This is a genomic window from Halomonas sp. CKK8, from assembly GCF_029625235.1.
Classification (GTDB): Bacteria; Pseudomonadota; Gammaproteobacteria; order Pseudomonadales; family Halomonadaceae; genus Halomonas; species Halomonas ventosae.
On record NZ_CP121193.1, the window covers coordinates 970,315 to 986,120 of the forward strand.

General features: G+C 65.0%; 14 protein-coding genes and 1 tRNA gene. 13 read left to right on the top strand and 2 right to left on the bottom strand.

Annotated elements, in window-relative coordinates; translation table 11 throughout:
• Positions 1 to 236: 236 nt before the first annotated feature.
• The 5 genes from P8934_RS04600 to P8934_RS04620 all read left to right on the top strand — a co-directional run bounded on the left by P8934_RS04600 (position 237) and on the right by P8934_RS04620 (position 6,468).
• Positions 237 to 716, top strand: coding sequence for an MgtC/SapB family protein (locus P8934_RS04600; protein ID WP_278033145.1), 480 nt, complete (start codon positions 237 to 239; stop codon positions 714 to 716).
• Positions 717 to 1,693: 977 nt separating this feature from the next.
• Positions 1,694 to 3,037: a site-specific integrase gene (locus P8934_RS04605; protein WP_278033146.1), complete on the top strand. Its 1,344-nt coding sequence runs from the start codon at positions 1,694 to 1,696 to the stop codon at positions 3,035 to 3,037.
• Between the two features lie 201 nt (positions 3,038 to 3,238).
• On the top strand, positions 3,239 to 3,445 hold the full coding sequence (locus tag P8934_RS04610; protein ID WP_278033147.1) for an AlpA family phage regulatory protein: 207 nt from the start codon (positions 3,239 to 3,241) through the stop codon (positions 3,443 to 3,445).
• Positions 3,432 to 3,761 carry a hypothetical protein gene (locus P8934_RS04615; protein ID WP_278033148.1) on the top strand — a complete coding sequence of 110 codons (330 nt, stop codon included), beginning with the start codon at positions 3,432 to 3,434 and terminating at the stop codon, positions 3,759 to 3,761. The genes P8934_RS04610 and P8934_RS04615 overlap by 14 nt, the downstream gene beginning before the upstream one ends.
• 502 nt (positions 3,762 to 4,263) lie before the next feature.
• Positions 4,264 to 6,468, top strand: coding sequence for a helicase RepA family protein (locus tag P8934_RS04620; protein WP_278033149.1), 2,205 nt, complete (start codon positions 4,264 to 4,266; stop codon positions 6,466 to 6,468).
• 1,360 nt (positions 6,469 to 7,828) lie between these two features.
• Here the strand turns inward: P8934_RS04620 and P8934_RS04625 are convergent.
• Positions 7,829 to 7,905: transfer RNA gene (locus tag P8934_RS04625), tRNA-Arg, on the bottom strand.
• 130 nt (positions 7,906 to 8,035) lie between these two features.
• Here P8934_RS04625 and P8934_RS04630 point away from each other — a divergent pair.
• Positions 8,036 to 8,836 carry a methyltransferase domain-containing protein gene (locus P8934_RS04630; protein ID WP_278033150.1) on the top strand — a complete coding sequence of 267 codons (801 nt, stop codon included), beginning with the start codon at positions 8,036 to 8,038 and terminating at the stop codon, positions 8,834 to 8,836.
• Complete coding sequence (locus tag P8934_RS04635) at positions 8,833 to 9,822, top strand: class I SAM-dependent methyltransferase (protein ID WP_278033151.1); 990 nt, start codon at positions 8,833 to 8,835, stop codon at positions 9,820 to 9,822. The genes P8934_RS04630 and P8934_RS04635 overlap by 4 nt, the downstream gene beginning before the upstream one ends.
• On the opposite strand, the gene greB is transcribed toward P8934_RS04635, so the two are convergent.
• Entirely contained in the window at positions 9,823 to 10,362 is a 540-nt protein-coding gene (gene greB, locus P8934_RS04640; RefSeq protein ID WP_278033152.1) for a transcription elongation factor GreB, read from the bottom strand.
• 151 nt (positions 10,363 to 10,513) lie between these two features.
• Between greB and P8934_RS04645 the strand changes: the two genes are divergently transcribed.
• The 6 genes from P8934_RS04645 to cysN all read left to right on the top strand — a co-directional run bounded on the left by P8934_RS04645 (position 10,514) and on the right by cysN (position 15,620).
• The gene (locus P8934_RS04645; RefSeq protein WP_278033153.1) at positions 10,514 to 11,161 is read left to right on the top strand and encodes a TRAP transporter TatT component family protein; all 648 of its coding nucleotides are present in this window, start codon (positions 10,514 to 10,516) and stop codon (positions 11,159 to 11,161) included.
• A gap of 79 nt (positions 11,162 to 11,240) precedes the next feature.
• The gene (locus tag P8934_RS04650; protein WP_278033154.1) at positions 11,241 to 11,891 is read left to right on the top strand and encodes an NUDIX domain-containing protein; all 651 of its coding nucleotides are present in this window, start codon (positions 11,241 to 11,243) and stop codon (positions 11,889 to 11,891) included.
• A gap of 1 nt (position 11,892) precedes the next feature.
• Positions 11,893 to 12,339, top strand: coding sequence for a DUF1249 domain-containing protein (locus P8934_RS04655; protein WP_133637410.1), 447 nt, complete (start codon positions 11,893 to 11,895; stop codon positions 12,337 to 12,339).
• 16 nt (positions 12,340 to 12,355) lie between these two features.
• Positions 12,356 to 13,090, top strand: a complete 735-nt coding sequence (locus P8934_RS04660) for a phosphodiesterase (RefSeq protein WP_278033155.1) — start codon at positions 12,356 to 12,358, stop codon at positions 13,088 to 13,090.
• A 122-nt stretch (positions 13,091 to 13,212) separates the two neighbouring features.
• A complete protein-coding gene (gene cysD, locus P8934_RS04665; protein WP_278033156.1) occupies positions 13,213 to 14,181 on the top strand; it encodes a sulfate adenylyltransferase subunit CysD in 969 nt (322 codons plus the stop codon).
• Positions 14,181 to 15,620 carry a sulfate adenylyltransferase subunit CysN gene (cysN, locus tag P8934_RS04670; RefSeq protein WP_278033157.1) on the top strand — a complete coding sequence of 480 codons (1,440 nt, stop codon included), beginning with the start codon at positions 14,181 to 14,183 and terminating at the stop codon, positions 15,618 to 15,620. The genes cysD and cysN overlap by 1 nt, the downstream gene beginning before the upstream one ends.
• The last annotated feature ends 186 nt before the right edge of the window (positions 15,621 to 15,806 follow it).

A 15,806-nucleotide genomic window follows, 5' to 3' on the forward strand; every position in this document is an offset into this window, starting at 1 on the left:
AGAGCTTAGCGCCTGGTCCGAATTTCGGTGACCACTTCAAATGATTGTTGTGGCGCCAATCCTGGAAACGTGTTTGCCTGAGATCAGAATCTTACGCTTGTATCTTCGAATTCGGGTGCTGAAAGCACATTGATTTTCCAAAAGCTTAAGTTGACGCTGCTAATGTTTTGTCATTCAAAAATGACAAGAGTTTTTTGCATAGTAAAGGGTGATCCGGGGTTTATAGGGAGAAATTTATGGATTTTATCGGAAATATTGTTTTATCTGAGTTTTCGGATTTTAATGATTTGGGTGAGTTCGTAGTTGTTGTTATTAGATTGTTGCTCGCTGCCCTCTTGGGTGGCCTACTTGGGCTCGAACGAGAGCAGCGTGGAAAGGCTGCTGGGATACGCACCCATATGCTGGTTTGCATGGGGGCTGCACTATTTATTTTTATCCCGCAGCAAGCGGGTATCTCGGATTCGGAGATGAGTCGTGTCATTCAGGGCGTGATTGCCGGCATCGGCTTTCTTTGTGCGGGAACTATCATCATTGGCAAAGATAACCAAGGTGCTACAGGGCTTACCACGGCGGCTGGCATTTGGTTCACGGCCGCCATAGGAATAGCAGTTGGATTGGGACGCGAGCAAACCGCTGTGCTGTGTACGGCTTTGGCTTGGATGGTACTGTATGTAATGCCTTTCTTTATTAGTTTAACTCGTAAAAAAGTTCCATAACTCGGACGCCCAAACATTCAATCATTACCTGCCGGTTTTCCAATGTGATGAGTATCGAAAGCTTCAATATTTATCTCGGCGCCTACTATAGCCGGGTCGATCATGAGGAAATCGACAATATAGATGATGCCGACCGCTACGGTGGTCGACTGCGTTTCAAGTATTTGTTCTAGGAAGTCAAGTTGCTAGCCTGAATATTGCACCAGTGTCGCGAGTTCTGCCCGGCGGGTGAGCAGGCCAGCTCTTCATGCTGGATGGCGCGAGAATCGGTCATTTTGTGACCGATTTCCCGCCTTCAAGACGCACTGCCCCCCACCCCCGTTGTTTATGTCGTGCCGGGGACAGCACCCTGCCGGTCATCCCGGCACCAGTTTCTTGATCATCTTGAGGAAGAGGTCCTGGTCGGGGTAGTGGCTGGTAGAAGTGACTTCGCAAGCCCGCAGGGTTCACGGAGTCTCTGTGGTTGATTCGGTAGTGTAGTCGAGCACTTTCTCGATGCGCCCCTGAACTCGTCCGGCGCTTTGTCTCAGGCCCCAGATGCGCTGAGACGTGTCGCGTGGCCATCTACCCATGGTGAATAAATTTGATAGTTTGGCGCGAGGCTTATCTTGGGATGTCATCGATGACGTCGCCCCAGCTTAGGCCTACCAAGCAATCTTGTTGGGGTCGCTGTTGGGGTCGGAAGTGATTTTGAAGAGTATTTCGAGGTGAGGGTTCAAGCTGACATATTGATTTTACTGGCGCCCCCATCAGGATTCGAACCTGAGACCTTCCCCTTAGGAGAACTACGATAAACGGTTTCACGGGGTTTCAATCAGTTTCAATCTATTCCATTTTTTACTTTAAATACAGTTTGTTGAGCCATTTTTTAGTCCCATGGTGTCTCGCTGAATATCAGACTATACTGGTTTCGTGTGGGGGCGTATGTGGGGGCGAAATCGCCCCGCCCCCACACTGATAACCGAGGACACCACGCCATGGCCGCACGCCAGCCCCACCAGAAGCCCATCAGTACAGATCGTCAGGTTGCCGCCTTCGCTCCACCCGAGGGTCAGGACAAGGCCCGTTGTGCCGTCGCCAACAAGGCGGCCGGGGGGCTTTCCTTGTATGTTCGTACCGACCGGCAGGCTAAGGCATGGGTCTATCGCTTCCGACTGGGCGGCAAGCTCATCGAAATGACGTTGGGGCGCTATCCGGGCATGAAGCTGGCAGAGGCACGGAAAGCCCACACGGCGGCCGCCAAGCTGGTAGAGCAGGGGATCGACCCGCGGAAGCACCGCGAGGCGGAGAAGGCCCGCAATGAGACCGCCTGGACGATGGGAGAGGCGTTCGAACGGTGGGCCGGATTCTATGCAGAGGCCCCGACCAAAGGCGGTCACCCGCCAACCGAGCGAACCGTTGCCCAGCACAAGGGGCGCTGGCGCCTGCACTTGGCCCCACGCTTGGCTAAGTTTTACGTCCGAGACGTGACCCGCCGGCTGCTTATCGAGGTTCTGGAGGACGCCGCTGGTGCGTCAAAGGAGGAGGCGCGCAAGTGTCTTAACTTGTTGCGCCAGTTGCTGGACTACTGCGAGGACCGGGAGCAGGTCGACGATAACCCCGCCGCCGGCCTGACACCGGCCAAAATCAAGGCACGCCCCGGAAAGCCCCGCGACCGTCACCTTAGCCTGCCGGAGTTGCGCGCCTTGTGGCAGGCCATAACGGACGCCCGCCACATCCCGGAGGGGCTGGCCGCCACCGCTGTCATGGGCGCCAGCACCGCCAATGCTATCCGACTGCTTATCCTGACGGGGTGCCGCCGGACCGAGGTCGCCGCGATGCGCTGGGATGAGGTGTCGCGGGATGCCTGGACGATTCCCCCCGAGCGCGCCAAGTCGCGTCGAGCGCATCGCGTATACCTGGCACCGCTGGCGCTGGAGATACTGCGAGAACAGCGCCAGCATACCGAAAGCCCGTTTGTGTTCCCCAGCCTGACCGCCCCAAGCAAGCCGGTTCACCCGGACAGCCTGAGCACCGCGGTTGCACGGTTGCAGGGCAGGAGCCGCAAAGAACACGACGAGACCGCCCCGCTGTACAGCCTGCCCCCGTTCACCACGCACGACCTTCGCCGGAGCGCCGCCACCCGTTGGACCGAGGACCTGCTAGCTGAGCCGCTGTTGGTCGAGCAAATGCTGGGCCATGCCCCACCCAAGCTGGTCGCCACCTACAACCACGCCGCCCGCTGGCCAGCGCAAAAGGACGTTTGGAAGCGATGGGCGGAATTGGTCGCCGAACGGATCGCTGCCGAACCTGGCGCCAATGTGGTACCGCTTCGAGGGTAAGCGTGACTGATAAGACCGACGCTGTAGGTGACTTAGGTGGACATTGAAGAGGACGTTAAAAAGGACGTTAAAGAGGATGTTAATCTAGACAAAACAATGACTTACAAAAATTTCTGCTTGTAAAGTTCCCCCTGCCGCCGCTAGAGTTCAGAAAGTTCGGGATGTCCCCGCACGCTACCCAATCGGTGGGAGGAAGATTCGATGAACATCGCAAACCAGCAACGCTCATTTTTGAACGCCCGGGAGGTGGCAACCCGTTACGGAGTAGCAGTGTCGACGGTTTGGCGCTGGGGTCAGGCCGGCGTGTTTCCTAGCCCTGTAAAGCTGGGGCCTGGCTGCACTCGCTGGCGCCTGGAGGACCTGGAGAGCTTCGAGGCTTCCAAGGAGGTGGCACATGGCCGCAACTAAGCCCGAGCCCCTGTCCTGGATGAGCATGGCGGAAAAAACAGCCCATATCCTGGATGACGTGGCGCACTTCCACCACTGGCTCGACCGGGGCGCCCGGATCGAACCGGAAACCGACGAAACCCGGCGGGCCGTTCGCCGCCTGCTGCGGGCATGGCCGCAAGCTGTGGAAGCTGCCGAAAAGGGGAATCACCGCAGGAAGGCAGACAAGACGATGCAGGCTGCCTTCGCGGTGCGGGAGATCCGGCTGGCCCTGAGTGCTGGCGCCCGGATCATCGAACCGGAAACGAAAACGCCCGGAGCCAACCCGAGGGGCTAGGTCCGAGCGCTTGCGCGTGTACTTTCCTGGAGGAGATCAGGGCTGACAGTTTGGCGACCGGATGCCTTGAACCTTCCGAAACCCGCGCCAGCACTGGCCACGGGATGACTGAAGCCTAACCCATGACCGGCAGCCGTTCAACCTGGAGTTGAACCCCCGCCAGCCCGGGCAGGCGCCCCCCTAGCCGTGCTGGTGCCTTCGAACCTGGAGGACCAGCAATGGCCGCCATTGCACCCCCTACGTCCCGGCAGCGCCGTCTGCTGGAGGCCCTGGCACGCGGTCCGGTGAGCCGTGAGGATGCCGACCCCACCGCCCCGGCTACCAATGGGCCCCACTTCATCGGCACGCTTCGCCGGGCCTATCGGCTGGCGCTGCCGTGTGAGCGTATCCCTTGTATGACCATCGACGGGGAATCGTCATGGCGTGGCGTGTATATCCCCACCGCTGTGGATCGCCGGAGGATCGCGCGTATCCTTGCCGCCACCAATACGGAGGGCGCCGCATGACCGCGACCGTGGTTCGCCTTCGCCCATCGCCGGCCATCGACCCCGAGGCCCTGGGGCTGCCCCGTACCTTCCTCGAGGCGCGTTTTTGCTCGGGCGTGGGCCAGTATCACAGCCCCGACAACAAGCACGCCCCGCGTGCTCTGGAGACCATCACGGGCGCCGGGGTGGTGGCCTTGATGAATCACCCCCAGCGGGTCGACAAGGCCCACGCACGTTGGGCTATTTTCTCCGAGTACCTGAGCCGCGGCGCGGAGGATCAGCGCCAGCATGGGCGGTTCTACGCCTTGTGGGCGGACCTGGACCACAACCCGCCGGAGTTGCAAGACGCCGCCGATTGTCTGGCCGCTGACCTTGGCGCTACCGTGCTGGGCTATACCAGCGCCAGCGCCACGGAGGACAACCCGAAGGCCCGGCTGTTGATTCCCCTGGCCTCCGTCTGCCCGGGCAGCCGTGTCGAGGCTTGCCAGCGTATCTTGAATGACCGGCTCGCGGTGCTGGGGATCACCCCCGACCGGGCCAGCGAACGCGCCAGTCAGCTTTGTTATCTGCCCAACCGCGGGGAGTTCTACGCCGCGACTTCCGGGGAGGACGAGCTGGCGTTTCTCGGGTTTGACTGGGCGAAGACCTTCGCTGCCGAGTTGGCAGCCCATGACAAGGCCGAAGCCAAGCGACGGGAGGACCTGGAGCGGAGGCAGGCGGAGGCAGGCGCCAAGCTGCGAGAACGGCAGGCAACCGGGCAGGCTAGCCCCATCGGTGCGTATAACGACGCCCACCCGTTACCGCTGGTGCTGGAAGCCCACGGCTACCGGCAGCACAGCACCCGCTGGCTGTCGCCGCTGTCCGAGTCCGGCACCCCGGGCGTGACTATCACCAAGGACGGTACCCGCTGGCATACCGCCCACGAAAGCGACCGGGCCGCCGGCCTGCCGGAGTGGGGGGACGCCTTCGACCTGCTGACGTTCTGGGAACACGACGGCGACCGGGCCGCCGCCCTTCGGGCCGTGGGCGCCATGATGACCACGGAGGACGGGCGCACCCTGACCGAGTTCAATCAGGATCGCTGGCGCGACAGCCTGCGGAGTGACGCCCTGGAGGCGTTCGACGATGAAGGCGACCCGGAGGACCCGGGCGGCGACGATGCCCCCCTGGAGGACGACCGCAAGCGCCATCGGGGAGCGTTCGGGTTCGTCCATGCCGGGGAGCTGGTCGCCAATCTGCAGCCGGTGTCGTGGCTGGTCCGGGGTTATCTGGAGGCCGATTCCCTGGCGCTGGTCTATGGGGAGCCCGGGCACGGAAAGTCTTTCCTGGCCATCGACCTGGCCGCCAGTATCGCCACGGGGACGCCCTGGCACGGGGCGGAGACCAAGCCGGGGGCCGTGTTCTATATCGCCGGGGAGGGACACAACGGGCTTTCCCGCCGCCTCAAGGCGTGGGAGCTTCACCGTGGGGCTAGCCTGGCAGAGGGTGGGTTGTACGCTTCAAAGCGGGCCGCCCCGTTGGATGACAAGGACAGCGCCGCCGAAGTGCTGCGGGTCGTGGATGGCCTGGCCACGGAGACCGGGCAGAACCCCGCCCTTATCGTGGTGGACACCCTGGCGCGTTGCTTTGGAGGTGACGAGAACAGCGCTACGGATATCGGGACTTTCGTCAACAACCTGGACGCCTTGCGGCATCGCTGGCGCTCAACCGTTTTGGTGGTCCACCACAGCGGCAAGGACGCCGCACGGGGTGCCCGCGGCTCTACGGCGTTGCGTGGTGCCGTGGATGCCGAGTACCGGGTAACCAAGGCCCCCGCCGGCCTGGTGACCCTCGAGGCCACCAAGATGAAGGACGCCGACACGCCCGGCCGCCGGGCCTTCCGGCTGGCGCCTATCGAACTGCCTTTGACGGATGACGACGGGAAGCCGGTTTGGTCCTGCGCACCCGAGCCGACCGAAGCTCGGGTAGGGGCACCGAAACGGCCGAAGGGGAAGCACCCCCGTCGCGTGTTGGAGATCCTGGAGAATCTGGTCGCCTTCCCGGATGACGTGGAAAGCGGGGAGGGCGGTTGCCGGGTAGCCCTGGAAACGTTGCGCCGAGAGCTGGATAAGGAAGGCGTAGACCGCCGCCGGGTACCGGAAGCCCTGGACAGTTTAGCCAAGCTGGGGTGGATCTTCGCCGAAGACGATGGCGAAACGGTGAACTTACTGCACTCCTCCTGACCTGCCGTTATGCCGTCCGGGGTGCCGCCGGGTTGCCGCCCCTTATAGGGGGGGCGGCAAACCCGGCAAACGGTGCAACCCGGACAACCCGGACGATAGGCGGACGTTACTCGGACGATAGGCGGCGGATACCCGGCGAAACCCGCCGGGTTGGTTACCCGGCACCCCCAGCCCTGGCTAACCCTGCCCGTCTGAGGTCGCGGGTCCTTCCTGGGGGTTCCGTTGCCCACGAGAAGCGCGGAGCGTGGGCAAAGAGAGTTCGGGAAATTTTCCGGGACAACTCCGATATCAGTCTTAAGTTTACAGCGCTAGGTGCCGAATCCCGGTTTTTCCGGGATTCAGCAGTCAACCGACGGTTGACTCTGGCACGCTCCGAATCGGGGAAAATCCGGGATTCAGGCCCTTGCCGTGTCAACTACTGGCGGGATTTAGGCTTTACAGGTGCGGGGGTTCCGCAAGCTGCCGGGTTGTGCGATACCGGGTCGAGGGATTGTCACAAGACACGACACGGGGGGATAACACAATGACAGACCCGCACAGCACCGAAGAAGGCATTTCTGTCGCCGACGTGGTTTGGCTAATGCGTCAGTATGTCGACCGCTATCACCGTAGGCACGGCTGTCGCCCTGCCTTCGTTTCCATTGGTCGCGTCGAGTGGGAGGCCGCAGGCAAACCCAAGATGGCTGGTGGCGCTCGCCTAGTGCCCATAGACAACGCCGAAACACGCCATCCGGTGCCGCGATGCTGAGTTGAACCGGGTATGAGCGCAACCCCCACGCCTGGGCTAACCTGAATTAGGCAAACCGGATGGAGGGGATAGTATGCGAAGGATGATTGCCTGGTTGACACTGGGGGCGCTGCTGGCAGCCCCCACCACATGGGCTAGTGACTGGTACTTGAAAAAGGGCCATATCGTTTGCACGACGAAGGCCGCGATTCATGAGCAAATGCAGTACATATCACACAACGTCAACGAGGCCGTGAGCGGCTGCGGGGCGACAGGCGAGCGTTACCGAGTGGTCCCACTGGATATTAACGTTTTCGATTATAACAAGGTCCGAATCATCAAGTTGAAGGGCAACGTTTGGGCTGCGCATGAAGCTCTAGAGTCGGTGAGGGACACGCCGAAAACCCGGCCATGATCCACGCGACCGAGATAGGCCCCGCACCCGCGGGGCTTTTTTGCGGGCGCGTGAGGGGAACGTTAGCCGGGCTTCACGGTCGCTTTGCTTTCGTTCTTACAGGACAGGGTGGCTGGATGGTCGGCCATACCTTGCAGAGTGTGGGGGCGTGCGTGGGGGCGGAAGCGTTTCTGGCAAGTCCGAAAACGAGCAATTTGTTCATAATGTATTGATTTCGCTGGCGCCCCCATCAGGATTCGAACCTGAGACCTTCCCCTTAGGAGGGGGACGCTCTATCCAGCTGAGCTATGGGGGCGCGACGAGGCGCATTATAAGCGCCTGAACCGCCAAGATAAACCCGCCACGGCCCGTGTCCTTGCCGCAGGCCATGAGTCCGGCGGGATTCCCGGGTAGAATGCGCGGCAAACCCGCGACCGGTGGCCAGCATGTCAGACCCCGCTTTCCCTCTTTCACCGGCTGGCGATCGTCACTTCGACGGGCTGGCCGACAAGTTCGCCGCGAGCCTCTACGGCGGGGCCCGCGGCGAGCTGCGCCTGGCCTTGCTGGACCGCCTGCTGCCTGAAATGCTCGACCTGCACGGCCAGCCGCTGCTCGACGTGGGGGGCGGACTGGGTCAGCTGGCCGGCTGGTTTGCTGCACGCGGCCACGCCGTGACCCTGGCCGAGCCCTCCGGGGAGATGCTGGCACGGGCTCGGGAATCGCTGGCGGGGCATGAGGTCAACCTACTGCAGGCACCGCTCCAGGCGCTGCCGGAGCTGGCGCCCGGCCCCTGGCCGCTGGTTGCCTGCCATGCCGTGCTGGAGTGGCTGGCGGACCCGCGCGGGGCCCTCGCCACCCTGGCCGGCCTGCTGGCGCCGGGCGGTCAGCTCTCGCTGATGGTGTTCAACCGCGATGCCCTCCGGCTCTCCAACGTGGTCAAGGGCAACCTGGAGAAGGTCCTGGCCGACCGGCTCGAGGGCAAGGGACTGCGCAAGCGGCTGACGCCGATCTCGCCGCTGACCCATGGTCAGGTCGCGGCCTGGAGTGCCGAGAATGGCCTCAGGATCCGCGAGGTGGCGGGCATCCGGGTCTTTGCCGACTACCTGCGCCAACCGCCAGAGAGCGATGCCGACCGGGAGCGACTGCTGGCGCTGGAACAGCGCTATTGCCGCGTCGATCCCCACTGGCGGCTGGGCCGCTACCTGCTCTATACCCTGGAACGCCCGCTCGAGGAGGCCACCGCATGAGTGCCGAAACCCCCGTCTGCCAGCTGCTGGAACGCCAGGGCAGCGACTACCGCGGCTGGCTCTGGGTGGCGCCGCCCCGAGATGCCTGGCTGGAGGTCGGGGAGGGGAGGCTGCTCTCCGCCGACGAGGCCGTGCTCGCCGACTGGCGGGCCAGGGGGCGGGGGGCGCACTCACCCTTCGAGGGTGTCGCGCCGGCCCCGCCGGGGGCGGTGCTGTTCTGGCCCAAGAGCCATGCCCTGGGGGAGTGGTGGCTGCTGTGGCTCTGTGCCCACCTGCCGCCGGGGACCCCGCTGCAGCTGGTGGGCGAGAACCAGGGCGGCATCAAGCGAGTCCTCAAGGCGCTGGCGGCCCTGGGGCTCGGGTGTCGCAAGCTGGACAGCGCCCGCCGCTGCGGTCTCTACGCGACCCGTCTGGATCGGGTGGGCATCGACCCGGACGAGGCCTGGACCACCTTCGAGGCGGCGGGCATTCGGCTGGTCAGCCACCCGGGCGTGTTCGGCCACGGCAAGCTGGATGAAGGTACCCGGCTGCTGCTGGAACAGTTACCGGCACGCCTGGCGGAGGGGGGCGAGGTTCTTGATGTAGGCTGCGGCGACGGCATCCTGGCGGCCTGGCTGGCCCGGCGCGGGGCGCGGGTCACGGCGGTGGATGTGGGCCACTTCGCGGTGGAAGCGACCCGGCGCACCCTGGCAGCCAACGACCTCGAGGGCGAGGTCCTGCCGAGCGATGTCTATACGGCACTGGGGGAACGTCGCTACGACGCCATCGTCAGCAACCCGCCCTTCCACCAGGAACGGGCGATCGACTATGGTCCGGCGGGGCGGCTGATCCTCGAGGCACCCGACCACCTGCACCCCGGCGGCCAGCTGATCCTGGTGGCCAATGCCTTCCTGCCCTACCCGGACCTGCTGGAGCGCGCCTTCGGCGCCTTCGAGGTCCTGGCCGACGATCGACGTTTCCGGGTCTATCGGGCCGTGAAGGGCTGATCAAGCCTGCGGGTCGCGATAAACGATCTCGGTGATCACGTAGGTGGTCTCGCCGCCCGGGGCGGCCACCGTCACCTCGTCTTCCAGCGCCCGGCCGAGCAGGGCCTTCGCCAGCGGCGCGTCGACGCTGATCCAGCGTTTCGTGGTGTCGGTCTCGTCGTGGCCAACCAGGCGAATATGCATCTCCTCGCCTGCCTCGTCCTCCAGGGTGACGAAGGCACCGAAGAAGACCTTGCCGGTGTCCGCCGGCAGACGGTCCACCACGGTGAGCTCGTCGAGGCGCTTGGTCAGGTAGCGGATGCGCGCGATGACCCGGTTGAGCTCCTTCTTGTTGTAGGTGTAGTCGGCATTCTCGCTGCGGTCGCCCAGCGCCGCCGCCTCGCCCACCTTGGTGGAGAGGGCGGGGCGCTTGACCCGCGAGAGGTGGTCGAGGATGCCGCGCAGCCGTTCGGCCCCCTCGGCGGTGATCAGGTTGCTCTTGGGTTCCTGGCGCGGGTCCTTGGCGGGATCCCGCCAGCGCGTCATGTTGCGGCCCTTCATCCCGTCGGCTCCTCCTGCTGTCGAGGGAGCAACATACGCCATCGACCGAGAGGCGCCAAGCCGGGGGAGGGGCAACTGGCGATTGATTCAAACGTTCGTTACATTACGGGTGTCCTACGACCATAACAACATCGTGACAAGGAGATGCCCCATGCTGCGACGCAAACCGTTCGCTGTCGCCTTCTGCCTGGCGCTGGCCGCCGCCCCGCTTTCCCAGGTCCTGGCCCAGGCCCTGGAATGGGAGGACGAGCTCTTCTCCCTGCGCCATCGCTGGGAGCGGATCACCACCGAGGTGGCCCCGGAGCGCCGCGAGGCCGCACTCGAGTCGCTGGCGGAGGAGAGCGAGAGCCTCGCCGAGTCCCATCCGCAGCAGAGCCGGGTACTGGTCTGGCGGGGGATCATCCTCGCCTCCCATGCCCGTGAGGCCGGAGGGCTTGCGGCGCTGGGCTCGGCCAAGGAAGCGCGCCGGCTGCTGGAGCGTGCCATCGAGCTCGACCCCGAAGGTCACAACGGCTCCGCCTGGGTGACCCTGGGAGCACTCTATCACCGCGCGCCGGGCTGGCCGGTGGCCTTCGGCGATGCCGAGACCGCCGACCAGATGTTCCGCCGTGCCCTGGCGATCCGCCCGCAGGGCATCGACGTCAACTACTATTATGCGGCCTTCCTCGACGACGAGGAGCGCCGCGGCGAAGCCCTCGAGCATGCCCGCCGCGCCGTGGAAGGCCAGGCCCGGAAGGCCCGCCGGGCCTCCGACGAGGCGCTGCGCGAGAAGGCCAGGGCGCTGCTCCAGCATCTCTGAGGTTGGCCGAAGGGCAGGGCGGTTGGCATTCCTGCCCCGGGTCCCGATAATGGGGCCTTTGCGCGACCCGGAGACCGGCATGAGCGAGACCCGCCCGCCCGCAGACGAGCAGGACCTGTCCCTCGCGGCGCCCTTCACGGCTGCCGACGTGGACCTGGCCGAGCGTCGCTGCTTGCATCAGGGCTTCTTTCGGCTGGAGGAGCTCCACCTGCGCCACCGCCTCTTCGAGGGCGGCTGGAGCGGCAGGGTGGTGCGCGAGGTGCACCACCGCCACGATGCCGTGGGGGTGCTGCTCTACGACGTGGAGCGCGACACCGTGGTGCTGGTCGAGCAGTTCCGTGCCGGCGCCCTCGACGACCCCGACTCCCCCTGGAAGCTGGAGGTGGTGGCGGGGCTCGTCGAGCGCGGCGAGAGTGTCGCCGAGGTGGCGCGCCGCGAGACCATGGAGGAGGCCGGCTGCGAGGTGGGCGAGCTGATCGAGCTGCACACCTACTACCCGAGCCCCGGGGCCTGCGACGAGCGGGTCACCCTGTTCTGCGGCCTGGTCGACAGCCGTGGCCTCGGCGGGGTGCATGGCCTCGACGAGGAGCACGAGGACATCCGCGTGCACGTGCTGCCGTTTACCCGAGCCTGGGAACTCCTGCAGGCCGGTCGACTCGACAATGCCATGTGCCTGATCGCCTTCCACTGGCTGGCCGGCGAACGCGCATCGTTGCGAGCAAGGAGGTAGCGTGCCGAGAAACGCCTATGTCACCGACCTGAAGACCCTGCAGGGCGAGTGCACCGCCAACTTCATCCGGCTGACCCGGCTGCTGGGCGACCTGGAGGTCGGCGAGACCCGCGAGGTCGAGCTGCACAACCATGGCCGTCGCCTGGGAGCCCTGTGCCTCAAGCTTCAGGAGCGCGCGCCCTATACCAGCATCGTGCGCGTCTCCCAGCGCGGGGTGCTCGATACGGTGATCGACACCCCGCGCATGCGCGTTCACCTCTACCACGACGTGCGCATGGCCGAGGTCACCGACTTCCAGCGCCAGCGTCACTTCGATGGCCGCTACCGCTATCCCAACTCGCGGATGCACCAGCCCGACGAGAAGCTGCAGCTCAACCGCTTCCTCGGCGAGTGGCTCGACCATGGCCTGGCCCATGGCCACTCCCTCGACCTGCCCCAACTGCCCTGATGAGGATGCGGTACTGATGCGACTGGTCCAGCTCACCGACTGCCACCTGCAGGCCGACCCCGCGGCCCGTGCCCGGGCGGGCTTCCCGCTGCGCCAGCTGGAGGCCGTGGTCGAGGTGGTGAACCGGGAGCGGCCGGAGCTGGTGCTGGTCACCGGCGACGTCAGCGATGACGAGACGGCGGCCTCTTACCGGCTGGCAGAGCAGGCGCTGTCACGGCTCGACGCGCCCTGGTTCTGGCTCCCCGGCAACCACGACCAGCCGGCGCTGATGGCCGAGTGTCGCGCGCTGCACGACGAGCTGGACCTGGGCAACTGGCGGGCGCTGCTGCTGGATACCCACGTCAGCGGCCGGCCCGGCGGCGAGCTGGGCGAGTCGGCCCTGGCTACCCTGGACGAGCGTCTCGCGGCCGACGACCGGCCGACGCTGCTGGTGATGCATCATCCGCCGCTGCCCGTCGGCTCGGCCTGGCTCGACGAGATCGGCCTGGCCGACGGCGAGGCCTTCTGGCGGGTCGTTGCTCACCATCCCCAGGTCCGCGCGGTGCTCTTCGGCCATGTCCACCAGGCCTTCCACGGCGCCCGTGCCCTGGGCGACGGCGAGGTGGCGGCCTATGGCTGCCCCGCCACCACCGACCAGTTCCTGCCCGGCTCCTCGACCTTCGCCCTCGACGAGGCCTCGCGTCCGGGCTATCGCCTCATCGAGCTTCGGGACGGCACGCTGGAGACCTGGGTGGAGCGCGTCGACCCGTGAGTGGCAAATAGCCGTATTGGCTATAAAAAGATAGTTATTAATTCTTTTGGGTTATTATTGGCCCGGCGTTACCCTGTCTCGCATGATCTCACCCGCCCAACGTCATGCGAGGTAGCCGGGCTATGAGCAGTCTTCACGCACCGTCACGCGAGAGCGCCGTCGAGGCCGCCGCCGACCTGGTCCCGTCGCGCCAGCGGCAGACCCACCTCCAGCAGCTCGAGGCCGAGTCGATCCACATCATCCGCGAGGTGGTGGCGGAGTTCGCCAACCCGGTGATGCTCTACTCCATCGGCAAGGACTCCTCGGTGATGCTGCACCTGGCGCGCAAGGCCTTCTATCCCGGGCCGCCGCCCTTCCCGCTGATGCATGTCAACACCACCTGGAAGTTCCGCGAGATGATCGAGTTCCGCGATCGCATGGCCGCGGAATCCGGCATGGAGCTGATCGAGCACATCAACGAGGAGGGGCGTGCCGCCGGCATCAACCCCTTCGACCATGGCTCGAGCGGCTATACCGACGTGATGAAAACCCAGTCGCTGAAGCAGGCGCTGGACAAGTACGGCTTCGATGCCGCCTTCGGCGGGGCGCGTCGCGACGAGGAGGCCAGCCGTGCCAAGGAGCGGGTGTTCTCCTTCCGCGACCGTCACCACCGCTGGGATCCCAAGAACCAGCGCCCGGAGCTGTGGAACCTCTACAACGCCCGGGTCAACAAGGGCGAGTCGATCCGTGCCTTCCCGCTCTCCAACTGGACCGAGCTGGACATCTGGCAGTACATCCACCTCGAGGGCATTCCCATCGTGCCGCTCTACTACGCCGCACCGCGTCCGGTGGTGGAGCGCGACGGCATGCTGACCATGGTCGACGACGAGCGGATGCCGCTGGCCGAGGGCGAGGTGCCCGAGGAGAAGTGGGTGCGCTTCCGTACCCTCGGCTGCTACCCGCTGACCGGCGCCGTGGAGTCGCGGGCGGACACCCTGCCCGAGATCATCCAGGAGATGCTGCTGACCCGCACCAGCGAGCGCAGCGGCCGCGCCATCGACCACGACCAGGCCGGCTCCATGGAGAAGAAGAAGCGCGAGGGCTATTTCTGATGTCACACCAATCGACCCTGATCGCAGAGAACATCGACCAGTACCTGCACGAGCACGAGAACAAGGACCTGCTGCGCTTCATCACCTGCGGCAGCGTCGACGACGGCAAGTCGACCCTGATCGGCCGGCTGCTGCACGACTCTAAGATGATCTTCGATGACCAGCTCGCGGCGATCACCCAGGCCTCGAAGAAGAGCGGCACCACCGGCGAGGCGGTGGACCTCGCGCTGCTGGTCGATGGCCTGCAGTCCGAGCGGGAGCAGGGCATCACCATCGACGTGGCCTACCGCTTCTTCTCCACCGACAAGCGCAAGTTCATCATCGCCGACACCCCAGGCCACGAGCAGTACACCCGCAACATGGCGACCGGTGCCTCCACGGCGAGCCTGGCGATCATCCTGATCGATGCCCGCTATGGCGTGCAGACGCAAACCAGGCGGCACAGCTTTATCGCCGACCTGCTGGGCATCCAGCACCTGGTAATCGCGGTCAACAAGATGGACCTGGTGGGCTTCGACCAGGCGCGCTTCGAGGAGATCGTCGCCGACTATCGCGACTTCGCCGGGCAGCTGGCCGCGCCCGACATCCACTTCGTGCCGCTCTCGGCGCTCGAGGGCGACAACGTGGTCAACCGCAGCGAGCGCATGCCCTGGTACTCGGTCGATGGAGAACCCGGCCCGCCGCTGCTCGAGCTGCTCGAGGGCATCGAGGTCAGCCGCGATCGCAACCTGACCGACCTGCGCCTGCCGGTGCAGGTCGTCAACCGACCCGACCTGGACTTCCGGGGCTATGCCGGCACTCTCGAGGCCGGCATCCTGCGCCCGGGCCAGGCGATCAAGGTGCTGCCCTCCGGGCGGGTCTCGACGGTCGAACGCATCGTCACCTTCGACGGCGACCTGGAAGCCGCCTGGCCGGGGCAGGCGATCACCGTGACCCTGGCGGACGAGATCGACATCTCCCGGGGCGACTGGATCGTTGCCGCCGACGCCGAGGTGGCCATGGCCGATGCCTTCGAGGCCGACATCGTCTGGATGCATGACGAGGCGCTCGCCCCCGGTCGCCAAGTCGATATCCGCCTGGCCGGGCGCTCCGTGTCGGGGCAGGTCGGCGAGATCCTCCACCAGGTGGACGTCAACAGCCTGGAGCGCCACCCGGCCGAGCACCTCGAGCTCAACGCCATCGCCCGCTGCCGTGTCGAGCTGACCGCCGAGGTGGCGCTGGACGACTACGGCACCAGCCCCGGCACTGGCAGCTTCATCGTCATCGACCGGCTCTCTAACGTCACCGTGGGCGCGGGGATGATCCGCGGCGTCGCCGATTCGGGTGACCGGCCAGCGGGCGAGGTGGACTGGGCCGGCTTCGAGCTGGAGCTCAACGCCCTGGTGCGCAAGTATTTCCCCCACTGGGAGGCCAGGGACCTGCGCGAGCTGTTGAAATAAGCACGCATGCCGCAAGGTGAGGGGCGCCGGGGACAGCTCGTAGAGGGGGTCCTATGCCAGGGATGGCATCGGTAGCGTACAGGGAGGTATTCACAGCGCCCCCTCATAGAGCTGTCCCCGAGTAAGCCCCGCCTGACTAGGTCCCGAAAGAACCATGCTCTGTTAGGGTAGGTCCAATGACCTGAC